At 68.8% G+C, this 18,488-nt stretch carries 25 protein-coding genes; 10 read left to right on the top strand and 15 right to left on the bottom strand.

Features of this window, described 5'->3' with window-relative positions; translation table 11 throughout:
• Window positions 1-70 precede the first annotated feature (70 nt).
• The 4 genes from ACSC1Q_RS29155 to ACSC1Q_RS29140 all read right to left on the bottom strand — a co-directional run bounded on the left by ACSC1Q_RS29155 (window position 71) and on the right by ACSC1Q_RS29140 (window position 1,933).
• Window positions 71-688, bottom strand: a complete 618-nt coding sequence (locus tag ACSC1Q_RS29155; protein WP_436761892.1) for a hypothetical protein — start codon at window positions 686-688, stop codon at window positions 71-73.
• 237 nt (window positions 689-925) lie between these two features.
• The gene (locus ACSC1Q_RS29150; protein ID WP_436761891.1) at window positions 926-1,252 is read right to left on the bottom strand and encodes a DUF1048 domain-containing protein; all 327 of its coding nucleotides are present in this window, start codon (window positions 1,250-1,252) and stop codon (window positions 926-928) included.
• A gap of 1 nt (window position 1,253) precedes the next feature.
• Complete coding sequence (locus tag ACSC1Q_RS29145) at window positions 1,254-1,610, bottom strand: DUF1048 domain-containing protein (protein ID WP_436761890.1); 357 nt, start codon at window positions 1,608-1,610, stop codon at window positions 1,254-1,256.
• Window positions 1,607-1,933 (bottom strand): PadR family transcriptional regulator, encoded by a 327-nt coding sequence (locus tag ACSC1Q_RS29140; protein WP_436761889.1) that lies wholly within the window; start codon window positions 1,931-1,933, stop codon window positions 1,607-1,609. The genes ACSC1Q_RS29145 and ACSC1Q_RS29140 overlap by 4 nt, the downstream gene beginning before the upstream one ends.
• 247 nt (window positions 1,934-2,180) lie before the next feature.
• On the opposite strand from ACSC1Q_RS29140, the gene ACSC1Q_RS29135 reads away from it, so the two are divergent.
• Complete coding sequence (locus ACSC1Q_RS29135) at window positions 2,181-2,807, top strand: ClpP family protease (RefSeq protein ID WP_436761888.1); 627 nt, start codon at window positions 2,181-2,183, stop codon at window positions 2,805-2,807.
• Complete coding sequence (locus ACSC1Q_RS29130; RefSeq protein ID WP_436761887.1) at window positions 2,804-3,391, top strand: ClpP family protease; 588 nt, start codon at window positions 2,804-2,806, stop codon at window positions 3,389-3,391. The genes ACSC1Q_RS29135 and ACSC1Q_RS29130 overlap by 4 nt, the downstream gene beginning before the upstream one ends.
• Before the next feature lie 27 nt (window positions 3,392-3,418).
• Here the strand turns inward: ACSC1Q_RS29130 and ACSC1Q_RS29125 are convergent, their stop codons facing one another.
• Both ACSC1Q_RS29125 and ACSC1Q_RS29120 read right to left on the bottom strand, forming a co-directional pair.
• Window positions 3,419-3,775 (bottom strand): helix-turn-helix domain-containing protein, encoded by a 357-nt coding sequence (locus ACSC1Q_RS29125; RefSeq protein ID WP_436761886.1) that lies wholly within the window; start codon window positions 3,773-3,775, stop codon window positions 3,419-3,421.
• A 222-nt stretch (window positions 3,776-3,997) separates the two neighbouring features.
• Window positions 3,998-4,744 carry a LysR family substrate-binding domain-containing protein gene (locus ACSC1Q_RS29120; protein ID WP_436761885.1) on the bottom strand — a complete coding sequence of 249 codons (747 nt, stop codon included), beginning with the start codon at window positions 4,742-4,744 and terminating at the stop codon, window positions 3,998-4,000.
• A gap of 55 nt (window positions 4,745-4,799) precedes the next feature.
• Between ACSC1Q_RS29120 and ACSC1Q_RS29115 the strand changes: the two genes are divergently transcribed.
• A complete protein-coding gene (locus ACSC1Q_RS29115; protein ID WP_436761884.1) occupies window positions 4,800-5,168 on the top strand; it encodes a DUF5997 family protein in 369 nt (122 codons plus the stop codon).
• Between the two features lie 102 nt (window positions 5,169-5,270).
• Here the strand turns inward: ACSC1Q_RS29115 and ACSC1Q_RS29110 are convergent, their stop codons facing one another.
• A complete protein-coding gene (locus ACSC1Q_RS29110; RefSeq protein WP_436761883.1) occupies window positions 5,271-6,689 on the bottom strand; it encodes a M20/M25/M40 family metallo-hydrolase in 1,419 nt (472 codons plus the stop codon).
• A gap of 429 nt (window positions 6,690-7,118) precedes the next feature.
• On the opposite strand from ACSC1Q_RS29110, the gene ACSC1Q_RS29105 reads away from it, so the two are divergent.
• Window positions 7,119-7,550 (top strand): hypothetical protein, encoded by a 432-nt coding sequence (locus tag ACSC1Q_RS29105; RefSeq protein ID WP_436761882.1) that lies wholly within the window; start codon window positions 7,119-7,121, stop codon window positions 7,548-7,550.
• A 231-nt stretch (window positions 7,551-7,781) separates the two neighbouring features.
• Here ACSC1Q_RS29105 and ACSC1Q_RS29100 read toward each other — a convergent pair whose 3' ends face one another.
• From ACSC1Q_RS29100 to ACSC1Q_RS29080, 5 genes are all read right to left on the bottom strand, one after another.
• Complete coding sequence (locus ACSC1Q_RS29100) at window positions 7,782-8,237, bottom strand: GNAT family N-acetyltransferase (protein WP_436761881.1); 456 nt, start codon at window positions 8,235-8,237, stop codon at window positions 7,782-7,784.
• 152 nt (window positions 8,238-8,389) lie between these two features.
• Window positions 8,390-8,779, bottom strand: a complete 390-nt coding sequence (locus ACSC1Q_RS29095) for a family 1 glycosylhydrolase (RefSeq protein WP_436761880.1) — start codon at window positions 8,777-8,779, stop codon at window positions 8,390-8,392.
• Entirely contained in the window at window positions 8,737-9,756 is a 1,020-nt protein-coding gene (locus tag ACSC1Q_RS29090) for a glycoside hydrolase family 1 protein (protein ID WP_436761879.1), read from the bottom strand. The genes ACSC1Q_RS29095 and ACSC1Q_RS29090 overlap by 43 nt, the downstream gene beginning before the upstream one ends.
• Before the next feature lie 42 nt (window positions 9,757-9,798).
• Window positions 9,799-11,403 carry an FAD-dependent oxidoreductase gene (locus ACSC1Q_RS29085; protein ID WP_436761878.1) on the bottom strand — a complete coding sequence of 535 codons (1,605 nt, stop codon included), beginning with the start codon at window positions 11,401-11,403 and terminating at the stop codon, window positions 9,799-9,801.
• Between the two features lie 2 nt (window positions 11,404-11,405).
• Window positions 11,406-12,116, bottom strand: coding sequence for a carbohydrate ABC transporter permease (locus tag ACSC1Q_RS29080; RefSeq protein ID WP_436761877.1), 711 nt, complete (start codon window positions 12,114-12,116; stop codon window positions 11,406-11,408).
• A 206-nt stretch (window positions 12,117-12,322) separates the two neighbouring features.
• On the opposite strand from ACSC1Q_RS29080, the gene ACSC1Q_RS29075 reads away from it, so the two are divergent.
• Window positions 12,323-12,814 carry a DUF2975 domain-containing protein gene (locus ACSC1Q_RS29075; RefSeq protein ID WP_436761876.1) on the top strand — a complete coding sequence of 164 codons (492 nt, stop codon included), beginning with the start codon at window positions 12,323-12,325 and terminating at the stop codon, window positions 12,812-12,814.
• Window positions 12,814-13,035, top strand: a complete 222-nt coding sequence (locus tag ACSC1Q_RS29070) for a helix-turn-helix domain-containing protein (RefSeq protein ID WP_436761875.1) — start codon at window positions 12,814-12,816, stop codon at window positions 13,033-13,035. Before ACSC1Q_RS29075 ends, ACSC1Q_RS29070 begins: the two co-directional genes overlap by 1 nt.
• A 290-nt stretch (window positions 13,036-13,325) precedes the next feature.
• Here the strand turns inward: ACSC1Q_RS29070 and ACSC1Q_RS29065 are convergent, their stop codons facing one another.
• On the bottom strand, window positions 13,326-14,264 hold the full coding sequence (locus ACSC1Q_RS29065; RefSeq protein ID WP_436761874.1) for a MerR family transcriptional regulator: 939 nt from the start codon (window positions 14,262-14,264) through the stop codon (window positions 13,326-13,328).
• Between the two features lie 148 nt (window positions 14,265-14,412).
• Between ACSC1Q_RS29065 and ACSC1Q_RS29060 the strand changes: the two genes are divergently transcribed.
• The 3 genes from ACSC1Q_RS29060 to ACSC1Q_RS29050 all read left to right on the top strand — a co-directional run bounded on the left by ACSC1Q_RS29060 (window position 14,413) and on the right by ACSC1Q_RS29050 (window position 16,449).
• On the top strand, window positions 14,413-15,153 hold the full coding sequence (locus tag ACSC1Q_RS29060) for a CPBP family intramembrane glutamic endopeptidase (RefSeq protein ID WP_436761873.1): 741 nt from the start codon (window positions 14,413-14,415) through the stop codon (window positions 15,151-15,153).
• A 31-nt stretch (window positions 15,154-15,184) separates the two neighbouring features.
• Entirely contained in the window at window positions 15,185-15,613 is a 429-nt protein-coding gene (locus ACSC1Q_RS29055; protein ID WP_436761872.1) for a PadR family transcriptional regulator, read from the top strand.
• Between the two features lie 158 nt (window positions 15,614-15,771).
• A complete protein-coding gene (locus ACSC1Q_RS29050) occupies window positions 15,772-16,449 on the top strand; it encodes a hypothetical protein (RefSeq protein WP_436761871.1) in 678 nt (225 codons plus the stop codon).
• Between the two features lie 39 nt (window positions 16,450-16,488).
• Here ACSC1Q_RS29050 and ACSC1Q_RS29045 read toward each other — a convergent pair whose 3' ends face one another.
• Complete coding sequence (locus tag ACSC1Q_RS29045; protein ID WP_436761870.1) at window positions 16,489-16,695, bottom strand: DUF397 domain-containing protein; 207 nt, start codon at window positions 16,693-16,695, stop codon at window positions 16,489-16,491.
• A gap of 77 nt (window positions 16,696-16,772) precedes the next feature.
• Window positions 16,773-17,513, bottom strand: a complete 741-nt coding sequence (locus ACSC1Q_RS29040) for a helix-turn-helix domain-containing protein (protein WP_436761869.1) — start codon at window positions 17,511-17,513, stop codon at window positions 16,773-16,775.
• A 491-nt stretch (window positions 17,514-18,004) separates the two neighbouring features.
• Between ACSC1Q_RS29040 and ACSC1Q_RS29035 the strand changes: the two genes are divergently transcribed.
• Entirely contained in the window at window positions 18,005-18,481 is a 477-nt protein-coding gene (locus ACSC1Q_RS29035; protein ID WP_436761868.1) for a hypothetical protein, read from the top strand.
• Window positions 18,482-18,488: the final 7 nt, after the last annotated feature.

The following is an 18,488-nucleotide window of genomic DNA, read 5'->3' as shown; positions in this document are numbered from 1 at the left end:
GGGTGACTAACCGGGTGACAAAGACCCCGGGCGGGGCGGAACACCTTGAAGCGGCGAGGCGGGGACGACGTCAATCACGCGCGGAGTCGTCGATCTGCGCCGGGTATCCGGCGTTCAACGCGGCGACGGTCGAGGGCGGGGTGATGACGTCGGCCAGTCCCCGTGTGGGCCGTGGGTGGCGGGTCCGGTATCCCTCGAACGTCCATTCGACCAGCCGAGGGCCGATGACGACGGCGGGGGAGGGGCCGAGCCGGACGAAGGTGCCGTCGGGCAGGCCGGCCCAGGGCACCTCGTGGACACGCCTCCGATGCGTGCCTCGGACGAGCCGCTCACCGTGCAGCTGCCGATTCATCGCCCGGGCGGACGGTATGTCGACCCGCAGGCCCTCGGCCCAGGCGGAGCGGTAGGCGTTGTAGCCGTCCCTGCGGCATTCCGCGCACGGGCGATGCCCGGCCGCCAGCGAGACGGCCTCGTCGTGGAAGTACAGGAAGGTGTAGTGATCGGGTCGCCACTGTTCCTGCCGCCGCTCCCTGAACCTGAGCGCACAGGTGATCCACAGGTCGCCCGCGTGGAAGCGGACGACGCGCTCGCCCGAATGGACGATGCCGCGATTACCCGTCCAGGCGCCGCGCAGCGGGATCGCCACGATGTCCCCCATGGGGGTGACCCGGTTACGGGAAGGCGCCATGTGGTGTCCTTTCACCCGAGCTCATGAGACTCCGGCATGCGGCCGGGCCTCACCACCGCGGCCCGGGCCGAGGCCGCGCGTCCAGATCGGCCACGACTCCGCACAACGCCCGGAAGGTCACCGAGGATCTTGTTCCCGCGGTGAGGCTCACCCCCATCGAGTACGGGATGCTTCATCCGAACGTCCAGCCGGTATGAGAGTCAACCAGGCCGTCGGGGTGCGTCAACCCGGCGCGGTTCACTTCTCGGCCGTGCCGGGTTTCCCCTTGATGGACTCCTGGTAGACGTCCGCGTAGGTGCGCGAGTCCTTGATCAGGTCGTCGCAGAAGGCGGCGACGTCGGTGCCGATGAGTTCCAGGACTCCCTTGCCGGCCACGGCGCCCTCCTCGAAGAAGTCGAGGATCCCTGAGAGCAGGGGCCCGTCGAGCAGGTCGACCGGTCCGACCTTGAAGAGGTATCTCTGGATCTCCTTGTAGACGATCTGGTAGTCCGGCGGCAGCGCCTTGACCCGCGCCATGTGTGCCCGCCACTGCTTCTTGCCCTCGATGATGTCCTGGATGCCCACGTCAGCCTCCCAGCCGGCCCAGTTTCCTCGCGACGTTCGTGTTCAGCTGCTCGCGCCACCGGTCGCGATAGCTCCGGGCCCCTTCTTCGCCGGCCAGCGCCGCGCAGAAGCCCCCGATGTCGTCACCCAGCACCTCGTGGACGCTCTGCCCGTCGGCCGCCGTCTCTTCGAGCAGCCCCAGGGCGCCGTCGAGGATCGGCATCAGGTTTCGACCCGTGAAGTTCCCGTAGAGAAAAAGATGACCCTTGATCTTTTCCCACGCCGCCCGGTGGTCGGCCGGCAATGCCCCGGCCCGAACTTCGAACGCCTTCCATTCCCTGGTGAGATCACTGCCCGTGATGGTCTCCCAGAAATTCATCTCCCGCCCTCCTTGAGTTTGTCGATCCGGGACGTGACGTACTCCCATTTCGCCCAGAACGTCGCGAGCTGTTCGCGTCCCGCGTCGTTGAGCGCATAGAACTTGCGTGGCGGGCCCAGCCCGGACGGTCGTTTCGTCACCTGGACGAGCCCGTTCTTCTCCAGTCGCAGCAGGATGGTGTAGACGGTCCCCTCGACGACGTCGGCGAAGCCGAGCTCGTTCAGCCGACGCGTTATGGCGTACCCGTAGGTCTCCTCGCTGCCGATGATCTCAAGCACGCAGCCCTCAAGCGTGCCCTTCAGCATCTCCGTCAGGTCGTCCATCGTGGGTCCTCTTCGGTCTTCTGGTACTCCGTACTACCGAGTACTACTATACGGTACCACGGAGTAGCGGGCCCGCGATGACAGGGGCGTGGCGCCATCGGGTCTCTCCGGATCCCACGCCGCCACGCCCGTGCCGTCCGGAAGAGCCCGACGGCACGGGCCGGAAACCGAGTTCGTCTGCTCAGAGCGGATCCGCCCCGGGCAGATCGGGTCGACGCCGATCCGGACCGCCCCACATGATGGGCGCATGGGTGAAGAATCGAAACTTCCACAGTTCAGCGCGCGGGTGAGAAATCAGCTTTACGAGCGGCGTGTTCTCGTTCTCGACGGCCCTCTCGACGATGACAACGGGACATTGCTCGCCACGCAATTGATGGCGCTCGCCACGGAGGACGCGTCGACCGACATCGCATTGTGGATCCATTCTCCGGGCGGCTCGGTTCCGTCGATGCTCGCGATTCGTGACGTCATGCGGCTCATTCCCTGTGACGTGTCGACCCTCGTGCTGGGCATCGCCTACAGCGCCGGGCAGTTCCTGCTTTCGTCGGGGGCCAAGGGGAAGCGCCGCGCCCTGCCGCACTCACGTGTCCTGATGCACCAGGGCTCGGCCGGGATCGGCGGCACCGCGGTCGACATCGAGCTGCAGGCCGACGACCTCAGGCACACTCGCGACACGGTGCTCGGTCTTATCGCCGGGGACACGGGGCAGCCCGTGGAGCGCATATTCGAGGACTCTCTGCATGATCGCTGGTACACGGCGCAAGAGGCACTTGACTACGGCTTCATAGACTCGATCGTCCAGAATTTCCATGAAATCGCACCACCCGATCGCCCGCGACTCGGATTCGGCGTCACCGAAGGAGCCGGCCAGTGAGCACATACACGATTCCCAATGTCATCGCCCGGAATCCACGTGGCGAGCGGATCATGGATGTCTACTCGCACCTGCTCACCGAGCGAATCGTCTATCTGGGGACCGCGATCGACGCGGGCGTCGCGAACGCGCTCGTCGCACAGCTTATTTTCCTGGAGTCGGACAATCCCGATGGCGCCATTCAGTTCTATATCAACTGCGAGGGCGGGGACCCGAGCGCGATGCTCGCGATCTACGACACCATGCGCTATATCCGCCCGCGGGTCGAGACGACCTGCGTCGGACAGGCCATCGCGGTGGGTGCCGTTCTTCTCGCCGCGGGGGCCGAGGGGAAACGTGCCGCTCTCCCGCACGCGCGGGTGATCCTGCACCAACCGGCCGCCCAGGGGCGCGGAACGATCCCCGACCTCATCCTGCAGGCCGACGAGGTCGTACGTGTCCGGGCGGACATCGAGCGCATACTGTCGCGGCACACGGGTCAGACCGTCGAGACCCTGCGTGCCGACACCGATCACGATCGCGTGTTCACCGCGACCGCGGCCCTGGAGTACGGGCTCCTCGACGAGATCATCGAGGAGCGGTAGGCCCGCGGACGGTCCCGGCAGGCCGCGCTACGCGGCCAGGGCGTACGCCACCGAGCAGGTAGCGCCTCTCGACGTGCTGCCCTGGGCGGACCGCAGGCTCTCGGCGACGGCGAGGGTCAGATCGACCAGGGTGACGTCCAGCGCGCCGGCGACCGCGGCGATCATCTCGCTCGACGGCTCTTTGAGGCCTCGTTCCATCTCGGAGAGATACTGCGGCGAGACGCCGGCGCGGCGCGCCGTCTCGCTCAGCTTCTCGCCCCGCTCGTGACGAAGACCTCTGAGACATCCACCGAGCGCGTGCCGCCACAGCGGCTCACGAACCGGAGACGGCTTGGGGGCGGTCCGATCGATCGCCGGACGCGGCGGCGGGACAGAGGAGGCCATGCCTCACCATAAATAGACGGCGCGTTCGAGTTCCGCAGGCTTCGCGCAGAGCTGAACGGTCCCCGTCTCCTCCGTCCGGGCCCCCGGGGTCGGTGAGGATCACGACTCGAACGGAGCCCTTCGTCGGGGGCGCGGCGTGATCGGCCGATCAGGCCGTGGGGTCAAGTGTGGGACACCTGCTCCGCTTCCCAGCGGCGTCACATCGGCGCGTCCGTCCGCGGGTCACCGAGGCCGGTTGCCCTTCTTCTTGCGACCGGCCGGTACGGCCCGGCGACCGGAGCCGTTCTGCGCGGGTTTCTGTGCCTGCCGCTGTGTCGGTTTCTTCGCGGGGGAGGCGGGGGAGGCGGGCGGGGCGGGGGTACGGCCACGCGAGCTGTTCGCCGTCCGGCCGCGGACGATGCCGATGAAATCCTCCACCAGGTCGGTGGTCGCGTCCGTGGGCCAGGCCAGCGCGATCTGGGACTGCGGCGCGTCCGAGACCGGCCGGTAGGTGAGATCCCTGCGGTGGTGGAGGCGTGCCAGCGACAGCGGCACCGGGAGAATCCCGGTGCCGGCCGCCACAAGCTCCACCGCGTCCGCCGTTGTGGCCGGGCGGGTGAAGGCGGGCTGCCCCGGCCGGACCGTCCACTCGACGGTGTCGTCCAGAGGATGGAACACCTCGTCGTCGGCGAGATCGGCGATGCTCACCTCGTCGGCGGCGGCCACCGCGTGGTCCTTGGGCACCATGACCACCGTGGTCTCCACGTAGAGAGGGATCACGCTGAGCCCGTCCCGGTCGACCGGCAGCCTGACGAATCCGGCGTCGGCGCCGCCGTCCCGCAGGAGCGCCACCGCCTCGGCGGCGGGGACCGCGACCAGGGTGACCGGCACGTCGGGCGTTCTCTCGGTCCAGATGTCGACCCATTTCGCGGGTGTCACCCCGGGCACGTAGGCCAGTCGGAACATCCTGCCGATCTCTCCATCAGTCACTTCCCCAGAGTACCGATGTCAGGAGAACCCGTTCCGGCTGACTACTCTTGACGCCATGACCTCGCCCAAACCGAAGACCATCCAGACGATGAAGCCCGCGACCGCGGCGAAGAAGCTGGGTGTCCCCCTTTCGGCCACTCCCGCCGAGTTCCAGGCGAGTGTTATCTCCAGGGACGAGCTGAACGAGCTGCGGTCGACGCCCCCCGCCTGGCTCGCCGACCTGCGCCTCAACGGCCCGCACACCAAGCAGGTCATCGCCGCGAAGCTCAAGGTCTCCATCGCCGGTCTGCTCAGAGGTGGGATCACCGGACCGCTCACCACCGCCGAGATCGACGCGCTGAAGGCGGAGAACCCGGAGTGGCTGGAGCGCGAGCAGTCCCTCCAGGTCGAGGTCCGCAAGGAAGCCCGCCTCAAGCAGCGCTAGACGGCCGAGATCTCGCACGCCTCCGGCCGGGGGCAAGCGTTCCCGCCGGGCGGCCGACCCGGGTCTGCCGCCCTCCCGGCGCCGGTCGCCCGCGGCGACCGGTCAGGTGCGGGCGTGCGCGTCGAGGATGTGGGCGACGGCCTCGGTCACCTTCTCGGCGAACGTGATGTTCAGCCATTCGTCGGGCACGTGCATGTTCGAGTCGGCCCCCAGGGCGCCGGTGACGACGAACTGCGCGTCCGGATAGCGGCGGCCGAGCATCTCCATGAACGGGATCCCGCCGCCGATGCCGAAACCGCGGCACGGCCTGTCGAACACCCGGCCGCCGATCTCCTCCAGTGCCGCGGCCAGCCAGGGCGCGGCCGCCGGGGCCTGCCAGCCGTTCAGCACGAGGAAGTCGCCCACCTCGACCCGCGCGCCGTACGGCACGTCGGTCGTCAGGATCCTTACCAGCGCGGCTCGCGCGACCTCGGCGTCGACCGTCGGCGGGGTCCGGAAGCTCAGCCGCAGGGAGGTCGAGGCGCGCAGCACGGCTCCCGCCACCGCGGGGTCCGGGAGCCCGGCCGCGCCGATCACCGACAGCGTCGGCCGCCAGGTGTTGTTGAGGATGAGCTCGACGTCGTCGTCCGAGACCGCGCGCATCCCGTCGACGAGGGGATACCGGCGCGCGGCGGCTCCCGGCTCCAGCGCGGCGAGCGCCTCGGCCCTGGCCCGCGACTCCTCGGGGATCGGCACGTTCATCTCGGGGACGGTGATCTCGCCGGTCGCGGAGTCCTCCACCCGGTCGAGCAGCCGGCGCATGACGCGGAAGGAGCTCGGCACGATACCGCTGGCGACCCCGGAGTGCGCGGACGTCTCCAGGACCCGCACCGTGACGGTCGCCTGCACCGCGCCACGCAGGCTCTCGGTCAGCCACAACCGCTCGTAGTCGCCACCGCCACCGTCCAGGCAGATCACCAGGGACACGTCACCGAGGCGGTCGGACAGGTGCTCCAGGTACGAGGGCAGGTCCGGGCTGCCGGACTCCTCGCCGGTCTCCAGCAGCAGGACCGTCCGGGCGTGCTCGCCGCCCGCCGCCCGGATCGCGGTCAACGCGGTCGTCGCCGCGTAGCCCGAGTATCCGTCGTCGACCGCGCCGCGACCGTAGAGCCGTCCGTCACGCACCACCGCCCGCCACGGGCCCAGCCCCTCGGACCAGTCGCCGAGCGGGGGCTGCTTGTCGAGGTGACCGTAGAGCAGCACGGTGCCGCCTGCCGTGGTGCCGGCGGTCGCGGGCACGTCCACGAGAAGCAGCGGGGCGCGGCCGTCGAACCGGACGACCTCGCACCGCGCGCCCGGCAGGCCGCGCGCCGCGATCCAGTCCCGTACGTGGTCGGCGGCGGCTCGCAGATGGCCGTTCCGCTCCCAGCCGACGTCGAAGGCGGCCGACAACGCGGGTATCTCCACCAGGCCGGAAAGACTGGGCAGCACGTCCTCGGTCCAGCTCTTGGCGACGACCTCGTGAACTCTTCCGTAATCCATGGCCGAATTATGGTGCCTGGGATCGGTGAGGGTTCCGCCGGGGCAGGGCGCCGAGAAGCCCGCACACAATGATCACCGGGATCGGCGGACCGGCGAGCTCTCGTAAATGATTTTCACCGGTTCGGGCCTGACAATGATTTCCTGCCGAAAGGGCGATCGCTTCGTGTCGACGCCGCCGCGCTTTTCTCCGGGGGCCGTGACACCGCTTATGGGTGAAAAGCGGTGCCCTCCGGGGTGTGGGTGTCAATTCCTGTCCCGGGGCGAAGTCTTTCCCGTCGTCTGATGGGTGGAGACCAGCGGGCCGGCTCCTCGGGATCGTGTCCGGCTCAGGCGCACAAGGACATCCGTGGGAGACGGTCAAGAGGGATCTGCACCGTATCCTCACATTCTCTGCGCGCGAAGAGCATGGGCGTCTGTTTTGATGGCGCCGTGACCGAGCGAAATTCGTCAGGGAAGAGTGATGTGATCTGGGCCACGGGCTGTGGGGTCTCGGCTGTCATCGCGTTGACGTGCGCGACATTGGGAACTTTCCTGGATATCGTTCTGGTGGCCAGGGCGCAGGGTTACTGTCTTGGCGATTTGAGCGCCGGAGAGAGTTTCGCCGGATTGATTTGGGCGGCGAGCCGGTTCGTTGTCTTTCCCGTCATCTCGGCTCTCTCGCTGCTCGCCTCGTTGCCGGTCATCCTGCTCGCCCGGCTGCCGTGGGTCGCGGACAACGGTCTGCCGAAGGCGATCCTGACGCCTCTGGCCGTCCTGGTCTCGATCGCCGGGCCGATAGTCGTGATCGTTCACGACGTCGCCACCGAAGGGATCACCGGCGACTGCGAACCGCCCTGGTGGCCGTCCTGGCTCCCTTCGTGACGCGGCTCCGGAGATCCGGCGCCCTGGAAGAGCCGCCGCCCCGCCTCCCGCGCCCAGGCCCTCGAAACGGCCTCGCGCGCTCGTACGCCGGTGACCGGCTTCGCGGACCGGCCGCGGGAGAACGTCCGGGTGCTCCTCGACCCGGCCGCTCATCCCTTCCGCCTCTGTCTCGACGACCAGGCCGTACGGGGCCGGTCCGCGGGGACGACGTCTCCCGTGGATCAGGATCTTTCAAAGCACCCTTGTCATGAACACGCTGTACGGGTCGGGCCGGTAGTCCGCGAACGGCTCGCAGTAGTCGAACCCGAACTTCTCGTACAGCCTCCGGGCGGGCAGGAAGAACTCGGTGGCGCCGGTCTCAAGGCTCAGCCGGGTGAATCCCATGCGCCTCGCCTCGGTGATGATGTGCTCAAGCAGCAGGGACGCGGTCCCGCTCCGCTTGCGCGACGGCGCGGTGCGCATCGACTTCACCTCGGCGTGGTTCACGTCCAGCCTCTTGATCGCACCACAGCCCACCAGGGTGTCGCCGTCCATGACCGACCAGAAGGTGATCTCGGGCTTGCGGAGCCCGTCCAGGTCGAGGGCGTGCTTGCTCTCCAGGGGCGTGGTGGATCGCATCTCCTGGACATGCTCGTCGAGAAATCCAGCGATCTCCGGACCGGAGAGGTCGTCGAGCACGATTCTCATGTGCCGGCCTTTCTGCGGGGCTTCGTTCCTGCGGGTTCCACCTCACATTCTTGGTCATCTGGAGCTTTTCCCGGCCGCCTGGAGGGGGGAGCCACGGACGGGGCACCGGTTCCGGCGATCGACCCACCGGGCCGACGAGGCCGGGCCGGGGGTCAGCCGGGGGTCACGTCGGGGATCACCCCGGTGGTGACGAGGTCGCGGTACCAGAGGGCGCTGTCCTTCGGCACGCGTCGCCGGGTGGTGAAGTCGACGTGGACGATGCCGAAGCGCTTGTGGTGGCCCTCGGCCCACTCGAAGTTGTCGAGGACGGACCAGACGAGATAGCCGCGCAGGTCCACGCCCTCGGCCAGCGCGGCGTGGGCCGCCCTGAGGCGGGCGTCGAGGTAGGCGACGCGGTCCGGGTCGGCGACCCGGCCGCCCGAGGGGGCGTCGTCGTCGAAGGCCGCGCCGTTCTCGGTGATGAGCAGGCCCACGGAGGGGTGGTCGCGCGACAGGCGGGTCAGCAGGGCGGTGAGACCCGCCGGGCCGATGGGCCAGCCCATCGCGGTGCTGGGGCCGCCGGGGTGGACGAACGAGATGTCCTCGCCGCCCGGCCAGGCGGGGTCGGCGGGGGTGCGGGGGCGTCGGCGACGTACTGGGGGCAGTAGTAGTTGACGCCGAGCAGGTCGATCGGCTGGTGGATCAGCGCGAGGTCGCCGTCGCGCAGGTGGTCGAGACCCGCGTGCCGGTCGACGATCTTCAGGAGGTCCTCGGGCATCTCCCCGCGCGGGGCCGGGTCGAGGAACGGGCGGTTGAGCAGCAGGTCGACGCGTTCGGCCGCGGCCGGGTCGCCGACGGCGGGCGAGAGGTTGAGGGTGAGGGCCAGCTCGCGGGCACCGGCCTCGCGCAGCGCCCGGGTACCGAGGCCGTGCGCGAGGAGCAGGTGGTGGGCGGCGCGGAAGGCGTCGCCCGCGCCGGTCCTGCCGGGGGCGTGGACGCCGCTGCCGTACCCGAGGAAGGCCGCGACCCAGGGCTCGTTGAGCGTCGTCCAGGTGCGGACGCGGTCGCCGAGGCGGGCGTGCACGGCGGAGGCGTAGTCGGCGAAGCGGTACGCGGTGTCGCGGGCCGCCCAGCCGCCCCGGTCCTCCAGCGCCTGGGGCAGGTCCCAGTGGTAGAGCGTCACGTACGGGTCGATGCCCGCCGCGAGCAGGGAGTCGACGAGACGGTCGTAGAAGTCGAGGCCGCGCGGGTTGACCGGGCCCGAGCCGTCGGGCTGGATCCGTGGCCAGGCGACGGAGAACCGGTAGGCGGCCAGGCCGAGCGACCTCATGAGCTCGACGTCGTCGGCGTGGCGGTGGTAGTGGTCGCAGGCGACGTCGCCGGTGTGCCCGGAGAGCACCCATCCCGGCGTACGGGAGAAGGTGTCCCAGATCGACGGCCCGTGCCCGTCCTCGCGGGCGGCGCCCTCGATCTGGTACGCGGCGGAGGCGGCGCCCCAGACGAACCCGGCGGGAAAGGCCGGGCCGGTTGCCGCGGTCATCTCAGTCCTCCACGAGCTGGGGTACGGCTTGCCGCGGTCATGTCAGTCCTCTACGAGCTGGGGCACGGCGGGCTGGCGGCCGCACGGGGTGGTCCTGATCTCCTGCGACCAGGCGAGGGTGACACCGAGGGTGTCGGTGAGCGTCCGCTGGAAGTCGGCGAGCCTGGCCGGATCGGCGCGGATCTCGCGCGGCGGCAGGTCGGCGTCGAGGGCCTGGACGGCGAGCGCGCCCACGGCCTCGCCGATGCTCCACTCGACGGGGTGGAGCCGGTAGCAGCCGTTGGTGACGTGGGTGGTGCCGATGTTCTTGTTGGCGGGCAGCAGGTTGTCGACGCGCCGGGGCAGCAGCGCGCCGAGCGGGATCTGGAAGGGGTAGCAGTCGACGTCCACGTAGGTGCGGCCGGACGTGCTGGGGTGCAGGTCGATCCGGTAGGAGCCGAGCCCGACCGAGTCGGCGAACACCTCGGACCCGGCGAGCGCGCCGCGCGCCTCCACCCCGACGTGCTGCTCCAGCACGGTGAACTCGGCCTCGATCCGCCGCGACTCCCGGACGTACACCACCTTGGCCAGGCCGTCCGCGGTCCCGACGAGATCGGGACGCAGCCGCAGGCCCGGGTATCCGGCCTCGGTCTGCATCCAGTACGGGAACGACAGCGACAGGTCGCGGGCCCCCGCCGGCGCGGCCTCCCGGTCCGCGCCGGGGCCGATCAGCGGCCGGTCCCAGTAGTCGATCTGCGGCCAGTTGACCAGGGTGACGTCGTTCGGGACGGTGCCGGGCTCGTACTGCTCCGCGGCGACGATCCGGCGGAGATGCCACAGGTCGTGCTTTCCTGGGACGTGCCCGTTGTCGTGGAACAGGCCGCGCGAGCGTACGGACAGGTCGATCGGCTCCACGCCCGTCCACGACAGCTGGGAGCCCGGCCAGAACCGGGCCCGCCGGGTGCTCCAGTAGTCGTAGCCCGCGGGGCGGTCGATCGTGTGGTCCTCGCCCGGCCGGTGCTCCAGCGGGAAGCACCAGCTGACGGCCTGCTGGTCGAGGGGGGTCGCCACGGGCGCGGCGTGAGGCTCCCCGGTGTCGTCGACGCCCTCCGCGCCCACCACGTGCTCGACCCCGGCCAGCGGGAGCAGGTCGCCGAGCTCGGTGGCGTCCACGACGTAGTCGGCCGTCACGACCAGCTCGGTCCCGTCGGGCCGGGTGAAGGTGACCGCCTCGACCCGGTCGCCCGTCACCTCGACCGACACGGGCGTGTGCCGTAGCAGGACGGTGACCAGCCCGGCGGTCCGGTACGGCGCGAGCATCTCCTCGATCACGGCCAGCGCCGCCCTGGGCTCGTGGCACAGCCCGCTGACCACGCCGAGGCCCGGGTTGAGCAGGCGCTGCGCGGCCACCGAGGCGCGGAGCGGGTAGTCGCGGCGGTAGTACTCGCGGACGCCCTGACGCAGCCTGCGGTAGCTCGGCGAGGCGTACCGCGACTCGATCCACGGGTTCTCGTCCGGCGGGACCGCCTGGCTGGTCAGCTGGCCGCCCAGCCAGTCGGTCTCCTCGGTGAGCACCACCCGCCGGCCGAGCCTCGCGGCGGTCAGCGTCGCGGCGACACCGCCGAGACCCCCTCCGACCACCAGCACCGGCGTGTGCGTCTCCTGCATGATCATCCCTTCACGCCGCCCTCGGACAGGCCGGCGACGAAACTGCGTTGGTCGAGGACGAAGACGGCGAGGATCGGCGGCAGCACCAGCACAGAACCGGCCATGGCGGGCCCGTAGGCGACGTTCCCGCCGGTCAGGAACTTGCTCAGCGCCAGCTGGACGGTCTGCGTCCCGGGCGAGCTCGTCACGACGAGCGGCCAGAGGAAGTCGTCCCAGACGGCGGTGAAGGCGAACACCGCGACGGTCGCGACGAGCGGTCTCGCCAGCGGCAGGTAGATCTTCCAGAACAGCCTGAACTCGCTCGCGCCGTCGACCCGGGCGGCCTCGCCCAGCTCGTCGGGGAGCCCGAGGAAGTACTGCCGGGCGAGGAAGACGTTGAGCGGCCCGAGCAGGTGCGGCAGGGTGAGCCCGCCCAGCGAGTCGAGCAGCCCGGAACCGCCCTGCCCGGTGATGTCGTTCCCGCCCGCCAGCGGGATCCCCTTCGCGATCAGGAACAGCGGGATGAGGGTCACCGCCACCGGCACCATCGTGGTCGCGACGACCGTCATGAAGATCGCGTTGCTTCCCCGGTAGGGCAGCTTGGCGAAGGCGTATCCGGCGAGCAGCGCGAACACGCAGTTGGCGACGACGACCAGCAGGGCGACGATCAGCGAGTTCGTCATCGCGGTGCCGAGGTTGCCCGCGTCCAGGGCGGTCGAGAAGTTGTCGAGCACCGGGTTCCGCGGCAGCAGCCTGGGGATGGCCTACCTCGCGATCCTGCTGGCCAATCCCCGGTACGAGATTCCGGGCGCTGACTGTTCCATCGGGAAATCCGGCATTCACGGTCTCGCCCGTCCCTGTCCGGTCCACTTCCTCGAACCCTTGCCTAGGCTATCGAAATTCGATAGTTTCTCATCGCAACTCGATAGAAGGATGGGGCATGGGAAAGCTGACAGTGCACGCGCTTCGCGCCGTGCTCGTGGTGGTGCTCGCCGGCACCGTGTTCGTACAGGCATTGACGGTGTGGGCGCTGGTCAGCGGGAACGACCCCGAGGACGGGTCGCTCCCGCTGACCCCGCTGCGCGTGATCACGATCCTGGGCATGGTGTCGGCCCAGGTCGCCCTGTTCGGCGTATGGCGGCTGGTGACGATGGTCCGGCGCGAAACCGTGTTCTCCTCCGCCGCCTTCCGGTACGTGGACGCCGTGATAGGCGCGATCGTGGCGGCCGCCCTCCTGTGGTTCGCGGTCACGGCCCTCAACGCACCGGGCCAGCGGGCCGACCCGGGCGTCACCGTCATCATGGGCGGTGTCGGCCTGGCCATCCTGGGGGTCGCGCTCATCGTGCTCGTGCTGCGGATGCTGCTCGCCCAGGCCGTCGCGCGCGACGTCGAGGCGGCGCGGATGCAGGCCGAGCTGGACGAGACGATCTGATGCCGATCGTCGTCGACATCGACGTGATGCTGGCCAGGCGGAAGATGTCCGTGGGCGACCTCGCGGACCGCGTCGGGATCACACCCGCCAACCTGGCGGTACTCAAGAACGGCCGCGCCAAGGCGGTGCGCTTCACGACACTCGCCGCGCTCTGCGAGGCACTCGACTGCCAACCGGGCGACCTGCTGCGCTGGGAGGCCGAAGACGCCGCGAGCGGATGACACGCCCACAGCGGGCGTGAGAACGCCTGACACCACCGGCCTGACACGGCACGTCGACCGCGTGGGCGTGGATCACCGCTCGCCCGCGGCACCGTTCCGGCCTCGTTGGGCGGGAGGCCGGGATGCACGACCAGGTTGCGGTGCCGGCCCGACGGTCGACCCTCGACCGGGCAGCGGCCTCCAGGAGGTCGACGTCGGCCGCCGGGGCTTCACCCGCGCGCGCCCCCGCGAGGTCGTACGAAGCGTCGTACGAAGCGAACCGGTCCGGTTACGCCGTCGTGAGCGGCTCGCTACGCCGGTATCCGGGCACTCAGGGCCTGGACGAACCAGTCGAGCACCGGCGTCAGGCTTTCCGGGGCCGGCCAGCCGTTGATCACCGCGAGCAGCCGGAGGTACGACTCCCTGCGGGGGTCGTTCGCGCTCTCCAGCCGGACCAGCAACCGGCGCCGGAGGTCGGCGTCGTCGGGGCGGCCGACGACGTGCGCGTACCGGGCCGTGACCGCCGCGACGACCGGATCGCTCCGGGACGAGGCCGGGGCGATGCCGGCCGCCAGGGCGGGGCCCGCCTGGTCGCGGACCAGCGCGACGGGATCGCGGCGCGGGCCGGTGGCGCCGCCCAGGGCGCGCTCGGCCGCGTGCTGCTCGGCCAGGCGCCGCATGACGCCGCGAAACTCCGGGTCCTGGGACAGCTCGGCCAGTTCCACCCAGGCCTCGACCTGCTCGGGTTCGGGGTCGTCGGGTAGTTCGGGGGTCATCGAGCGCCTGATCCCCGCGAATTCGGGATTGGCGTCCAGGCCGCCGAAGGCGGTGTCGAGGAAGTCGCCGATCAGGCGTCGGCGTTCGTCCTCGGAGAGTTTGGCCAGCTTGTGCATGAGATCCATCTCCTCGGGGGTGGACCCGCGCCTGGTCACCGCCGTCAGCACCGCACGCCGCAGGCGCAGCGTCCGGATCTGCACCGCCAGCGCCTCGGCGTGCGCCGCGGCCACCTCGGGAAGCGAGACCTCCCGGTCCACGACCCTGCGGATCGCGGGAAGGTCCACTCCCAGATCGCGCAGCGTCCGTACGAGGTCCAGGCGCGCTACGGCGTCGATGCCGTAGAGGCGGTGACCGGCCGGGCTGCGGCCGGTCGGCGGCACGATCCCGCGGTCGGAGTAGAACCGAACGGTCTTGACCGTGAGCCCGGTCCGCCGGGCCAGATCACCGATCGAGTAGAGCGTGTCGCCGTCCATGCCCCCACCTTGGCGCCTCCCTCCGGGGGAGATGCAAGCCCGCCCGCTCCACAGGGTGTAATCCAGGATGGGCTGGATCGCGAGCTAGGTTGTATATCTAACTAGCTTGCTTTACCTTCTAGATAGCGCAGCATCTAAGGAGGTCCCGATGTCGTTCACCCTCCTGGCGCTCGTCCTGTCGGCCGTTCTCGTCGGCTATCTGGCCGTCGTCAGTCCCCTGCTCGGCAAGCGCACATACGACAGGCTGGCCCGCTCGCGTGATCGGGACCCGATGGCCTATCGACGGATGTGCGCGTTCTGGTGCGCGGAGCTGTGGGTGCTGGCCGCCGTGGCGCTGCTCATCGTCGCGGTGGAGCCGGGCCTCGACGGCGCGGACGTCGGCCTGGTGATCAAGGCGCCGCCGAGCGAGCTCCTCGGGATGATCGCCGGCTTCCTGGTCGCCGCCACGGTCAGCGTGCTCGTGTTCAGACGGCTGGCGGCCAGAGGCGGGCCCATCCCCGGAGCGGAGGCCGTCGTCCACCTGCTGCCGCGTACCACGGCCGAGCGCTGGTACGCGGCGGGCCTGTCGGTGACCGCCGGTGTCACCGAGGAGATCGTCTACCGGGGGCTGCTCATCGCGGTCGGCACGGGCGCGCTCGGTCTGAGCGAGGAGGTCGCCGCCCTCGCCGCTCTGGCGGTGTTCGTCGCGGGACACCTCTACCAGGGGTGGCGCGGCATGTTCACGGTCACCCTGATCGGATTCGCCCTGACCGCGCTCTATCTGAGAACCGGCAGCCTGCTCATGCCGATCCTGCTGCACGCCCTGATCGATCTTCGCGGCCTGCTGCTCTCCCCGGCCCCGCGGCGTGAACCGGCCCGGGAACTCGTGTCGGGAACTAGCGGAGACTAGTTGGGAACGCCGTCTAAGTAGGATCGCCACCATGACGAGCGACCGACGCGCGAGCTGGCTCAAGGGCGTGCTCGACCTGCTGGTTCTCGCCAGCCTGACGGCCGGTGAGAACTACGGCTACGAGATCGTCAAGGACCTCGCCGAGTCGGGCCTCGGCCAGATCAAGGGCGGCACCCTCTATCCGGTGCTCAACCGGCTGGAGGAGGCGGGGCTGGTCGTCGCGGAGTTCCGGGTGACCGAGCGCGGGCCCGGCCGCCGCTACTACCAGCTCACGGACCAGGGCAGGCAGACACTCGCCGAGCAGGGCGGGCTCTGGCTGAGCTTCGACGAGTCGGTACGCGCCGCGCTGGTCAGAGGCGGCGTCGAGGCCCCCGCCCCCACGGCCTCGCACGAACGGAACCAAAAGACCCAGAACCAGCCCCAGAACCAGGAACGAGAACGTGAAGGGGAACTCCGATGAACCCCGTCCCAGCCCCAGACCCAGGCTCCGCCCCCGGCCCAGGTTATGGCTTTGGCTCCGGCCCGAGTTCTGGCTCTGGCCCCGGCTCCGGCTCCGGCTCTGATGAGACAACCCGCGCCTACTTCGACGACCTCGCCGTACTCCTCGCCGAGGCGGGCATGTCGGCCGACCGGGTCGCTGCCACGGTCGGCGAGCTCGCCGGTTACCTCGCCGAGAGCGGCGGCGACCCGGAGGAGGAGTTCGGCCCGGCGGCCGAGCTGGTCAGGGAGCTGACCGGCACCGCGGTCCCGCTCGCCGAGCCCGCCGCGGACGCCCGCACCTGGAGCTGGACCGCCGACCTGTTCCACGACGTCAAGATGCTCAACGAGTACGGAGCGCAGGGCTGGGAGGTCGACAGGGTCGACGCGAGGGGCCTGTTCGTCTGTGCCCGCGACCCCGAGCACCCGCAGCAGTGGGAGTACCGCAGGGAGGTGGTCACGGGCGGCCGCCGCCGGAGCGTGCTGGACCGGCTCGCCCCGGACGGCTGGGAACCGTGCGGCACCTGGGTGGGTTTCGAATACTTCAAGCGTCCCAGGGCCGCCAGCCTGGGACCCGCCGCCGAACTGACCGCCCCACCTCGGGCTCCCGATCGCGGCATCTTCCTCAGCCCCGGTTTCTACGCCTTCGTCGCGGGCATTCTCGTCGTGCTGGCGCTGGTGGTGGCGGCCCTGTTCCGGTTCGGTGTGCTGGACGGTGACGTGAGCACCGTCCTGGGCCTGCTCACCGGCGCGACCGTGGGCGCCCTGATCTCGCTGACCGTGCTGTGGATCGTCCAGCGACGCGGCCGAAGGTCCTGAGCCTCACCCCGGACCTGCTCTCCGGCGTGGTCGCAAAGGTCAGGCCAGAGAGTCGAACTCGCCGGTCTTGACGCCACCGATGAACGACTTCCACTCGGCGGGAGCGAAGAGCAGCTTGGGACCGCCGGCATTCTTGCTGTCACGAACGGCGACCACCCCAGGCAGGTTGGCGGCCACTTCCACACACTGGCCGCCGTTCGACCCCGAACGTGATGACTTCTGCCACACAGCGGCACTCAGGTCCATTCCTGCCTCACATCTGCAATCATTTTGAGGGACATGTGATCAGGATAAGCCCATCGTCGTATCGCCTCATATCGGTCCTATATAGAGGCTACAAGACTCGAATCGGTTGAGACATGTCCCTCTGCTGAGGAGTCAGCGTGGATCGCGTCCGGCTGCCCATCCGGAAGCTCAGCGATCATAAACGCTCCCAGCAGGCCTGACATGCATCGCTGATCGACGAGCTGGATGGAAACAGCGGGATTCCGGCCAGCCTCCAGCAGGTAGTCGAGCTGACCGCGCGTAACTTCAGAATCCCCAACCGGACGGCGCACCACATTGGCATCGATGAGAGTCAGGAACAGTGGCGGATTGTCCCGCTCCAGGATGGAGCGACGTTGAATCCGGGCCTCAATGCGCTCCTCTACTTCCTGAGAGGTCATGCGGGGTTCTTGACTGAGAACGTGACGGGCATAGGACTCCGTCTGGAGAAGGCCGGGAACGAGGAGAGGATCCCAGGAGCGAAGGACGAGGGCGGTCGGCTCGATCTCCTCGACCCAGCTCTGGAACCAGATCGGGCCACCGGGCTGGGCCAGGATGCGCTGACGGAGGCGGGTGAAGGCGTTGCCGTCAGCGGTCCCGAAGAGCTGGTCCAGCTTCTCCGCGTCGGACTTCGACGGTGTGCGGGTCGCCCCCTCCAGGCGGCTGACCTGAGTCTGGGTGCAGCCGAGGCGCCTGGCCACGGCGGACTGCGAGAGCTGCGCGGCCTCCCGCAGCCGACGCATCTCGGCGCCGAACCGTATCCGAGGGGATCCAGGGTCGAGGGGCGGCGCACCTTCCATCGCATTTCCTCTCGAATTAGAAAATCGGATCTAATGGTCAGCCGGCGATATCGAATCCAGTCCGGATAGACCAGGAGCTGTCACCGTCCGCTCTGCCCTGGACGGTCGATTCGGTAGTCGGTCGACTACCGACAGGGCATTCTAGGCACAGCAATCCTCGCCATGAAAGTGTTGTCCGGAAATCGGCAAACCATTTTCTTGACCAGAGGCGAATCGGGCCGGACATGAATGAGAAAGCCCTCTTTCGATCTCCCGCCGCAGGGATCGGAAAGCATTCGAAAGGTGAAACCATGACGACGAGCGAGCCGCCGACCGCACGGATCACGACTCCACCCCGCGAAGGCGTGTTCCTCCCCTGGCTGGCGACGGTGATCGGCGTGACCTGGCAACTCCCCTTGTTTGACGAACGAGTATGGGAAGGGTGTGGCGAAGGCGGGCCAGGTGGGTAAAGATTGGTACGTCCCGGCGTTCACTGCCCCCGGAGGTCCCGAATGCGCTTCACCCGGTTACTCGCCGTCGGTCTGGCGCTAGTGGTGGCAGCCTCAGGGTGTGCTTCCGATCCTTCTCTGAAGGACGCGGCAGCGGAGTTGCAAAAGGACACGCAGCGACTGGAAATCGACGACGTTTTTAAGAACTCAAGTAAGAAGCTGCGTATTCTGCAACGTCCTGACAAGGACATCCCTTGCGATAAGGATAAGTTTAAAAGAGTACTTCGAGTTACGGCAGACTATGAGCGCAAGTCTTCTGATATAGACGGCCATCTTGATTTGGCTCAAGGGTTGATGGAGAACACACTTGTGCAAGTGCTTGGATACAAACTTAATTTTGATTTCAGTCAGACGGATGCAGAGGATGGGCGATTTATCTACGGCGAAAAGGAGAATCCGGAGATTAAGGTGACTGTGTATGTAACTCCTGACGCCCCCACTTGGCGGCTACATGCGATGACTGCTTGCCTGCCGCGGTAAGGAATAG

It is taken from the genome of Streptosporangium heterodermiicola (genome assembly GCF_051390675.1).
Classification (GTDB): domain Bacteria; phylum Actinomycetota; class Actinomycetes; order Streptosporangiales; family Streptosporangiaceae; genus Streptosporangium.
This window is presented reverse-complemented; position numbering and strand designations above follow the sequence as displayed.

Bases quoted from the DNA above. Each gene is read 5' to 3' on its own strand.
- ACSC1Q_RS29155 (WP_436761892.1), bottom strand. From the start codon at position 688: ATGGCGCCTTCCCGTAACCGGGTCACCCCCATGGGGGACATCGTGGCG.
- ACSC1Q_RS29145 (WP_436761890.1), bottom strand. From the start codon at position 1,610: ATGAATTTCTGGGAGACCATCACGGGCAGTGATCTCACCAGGGAATGG.
- ACSC1Q_RS29140 (WP_436761889.1), bottom strand. From the start codon at position 1,933: ATGGACGACCTGACGGAGATGCTGAAGGGCACGCTTGAGGGCTGCGTG.
- ACSC1Q_RS29135 (WP_436761888.1), top strand. From the start codon at position 2,181: ATGGGTGAAGAATCGAAACTTCCACAGTTCAGCGCGCGGGTGAGAAAT.
- ACSC1Q_RS29125 (WP_436761886.1), bottom strand. From the start codon at position 3,775: ATGGCCTCCTCTGTCCCGCCGCCGCGTCCGGCGATCGATCGGACCGCC.
- ACSC1Q_RS29115 (WP_436761884.1), top strand. From the start codon at position 4,800: ATGACCTCGCCCAAACCGAAGACCATCCAGACGATGAAGCCCGCGACC.
- ACSC1Q_RS29110 (WP_436761883.1), bottom strand. From the start codon at position 6,689: ATGGATTACGGAAGAGTTCACGAGGTCGTCGCCAAGAGCTGGACCGAG.
- ACSC1Q_RS29100 (WP_436761881.1), bottom strand. From the start codon at position 8,237: ATGAGAATCGTGCTCGACGACCTCTCCGGTCCGGAGATCGCTGGATTT.
- ACSC1Q_RS29095 (WP_436761880.1), bottom strand. From the start codon at position 8,779: ATGGGCTGGCCCATCGGCCCGGCGGGTCTCACCGCCCTGCTGACCCGC.
- ACSC1Q_RS29090 (WP_436761879.1), bottom strand. From the start codon at position 9,756: ATGACCGCGGCAACCGGCCCGGCCTTTCCCGCCGGGTTCGTCTGGGGC.
- ACSC1Q_RS29085 (WP_436761878.1), bottom strand. From the start codon at position 11,403: ATGCAGGAGACGCACACGCCGGTGCTGGTGGTCGGAGGGGGTCTCGGC.
- ACSC1Q_RS29075 (WP_436761876.1), top strand. From the start codon at position 12,323: ATGGGAAAGCTGACAGTGCACGCGCTTCGCGCCGTGCTCGTGGTGGTG.
- ACSC1Q_RS29070 (WP_436761875.1), top strand. From the start codon at position 12,814: ATGCCGATCGTCGTCGACATCGACGTGATGCTGGCCAGGCGGAAGATG.
- ACSC1Q_RS29065 (WP_436761874.1), bottom strand. From the start codon at position 14,264: ATGGACGGCGACACGCTCTACTCGATCGGTGATCTGGCCCGGCGGACC.
- ACSC1Q_RS29060 (WP_436761873.1), top strand. From the start codon at position 14,413: ATGTCGTTCACCCTCCTGGCGCTCGTCCTGTCGGCCGTTCTCGTCGGC.
- ACSC1Q_RS29055 (WP_436761872.1), top strand. From the start codon at position 15,185: ATGACGAGCGACCGACGCGCGAGCTGGCTCAAGGGCGTGCTCGACCTG.
- ACSC1Q_RS29050 (WP_436761871.1), top strand. From the start codon at position 15,772: ATGTCGGCCGACCGGGTCGCTGCCACGGTCGGCGAGCTCGCCGGTTAC.
- ACSC1Q_RS29045 (WP_436761870.1), bottom strand. From the start codon at position 16,695: ATGGACCTGAGTGCCGCTGTGTGGCAGAAGTCATCACGTTCGGGGTCG.
- ACSC1Q_RS29040 (WP_436761869.1), bottom strand. From the start codon at position 17,513: ATGGAAGGTGCGCCGCCCCTCGACCCTGGATCCCCTCGGATACGGTTC.
- ACSC1Q_RS29035 (WP_436761868.1), top strand. From the start codon at position 18,005: ATGCGCTTCACCCGGTTACTCGCCGTCGGTCTGGCGCTAGTGGTGGCA.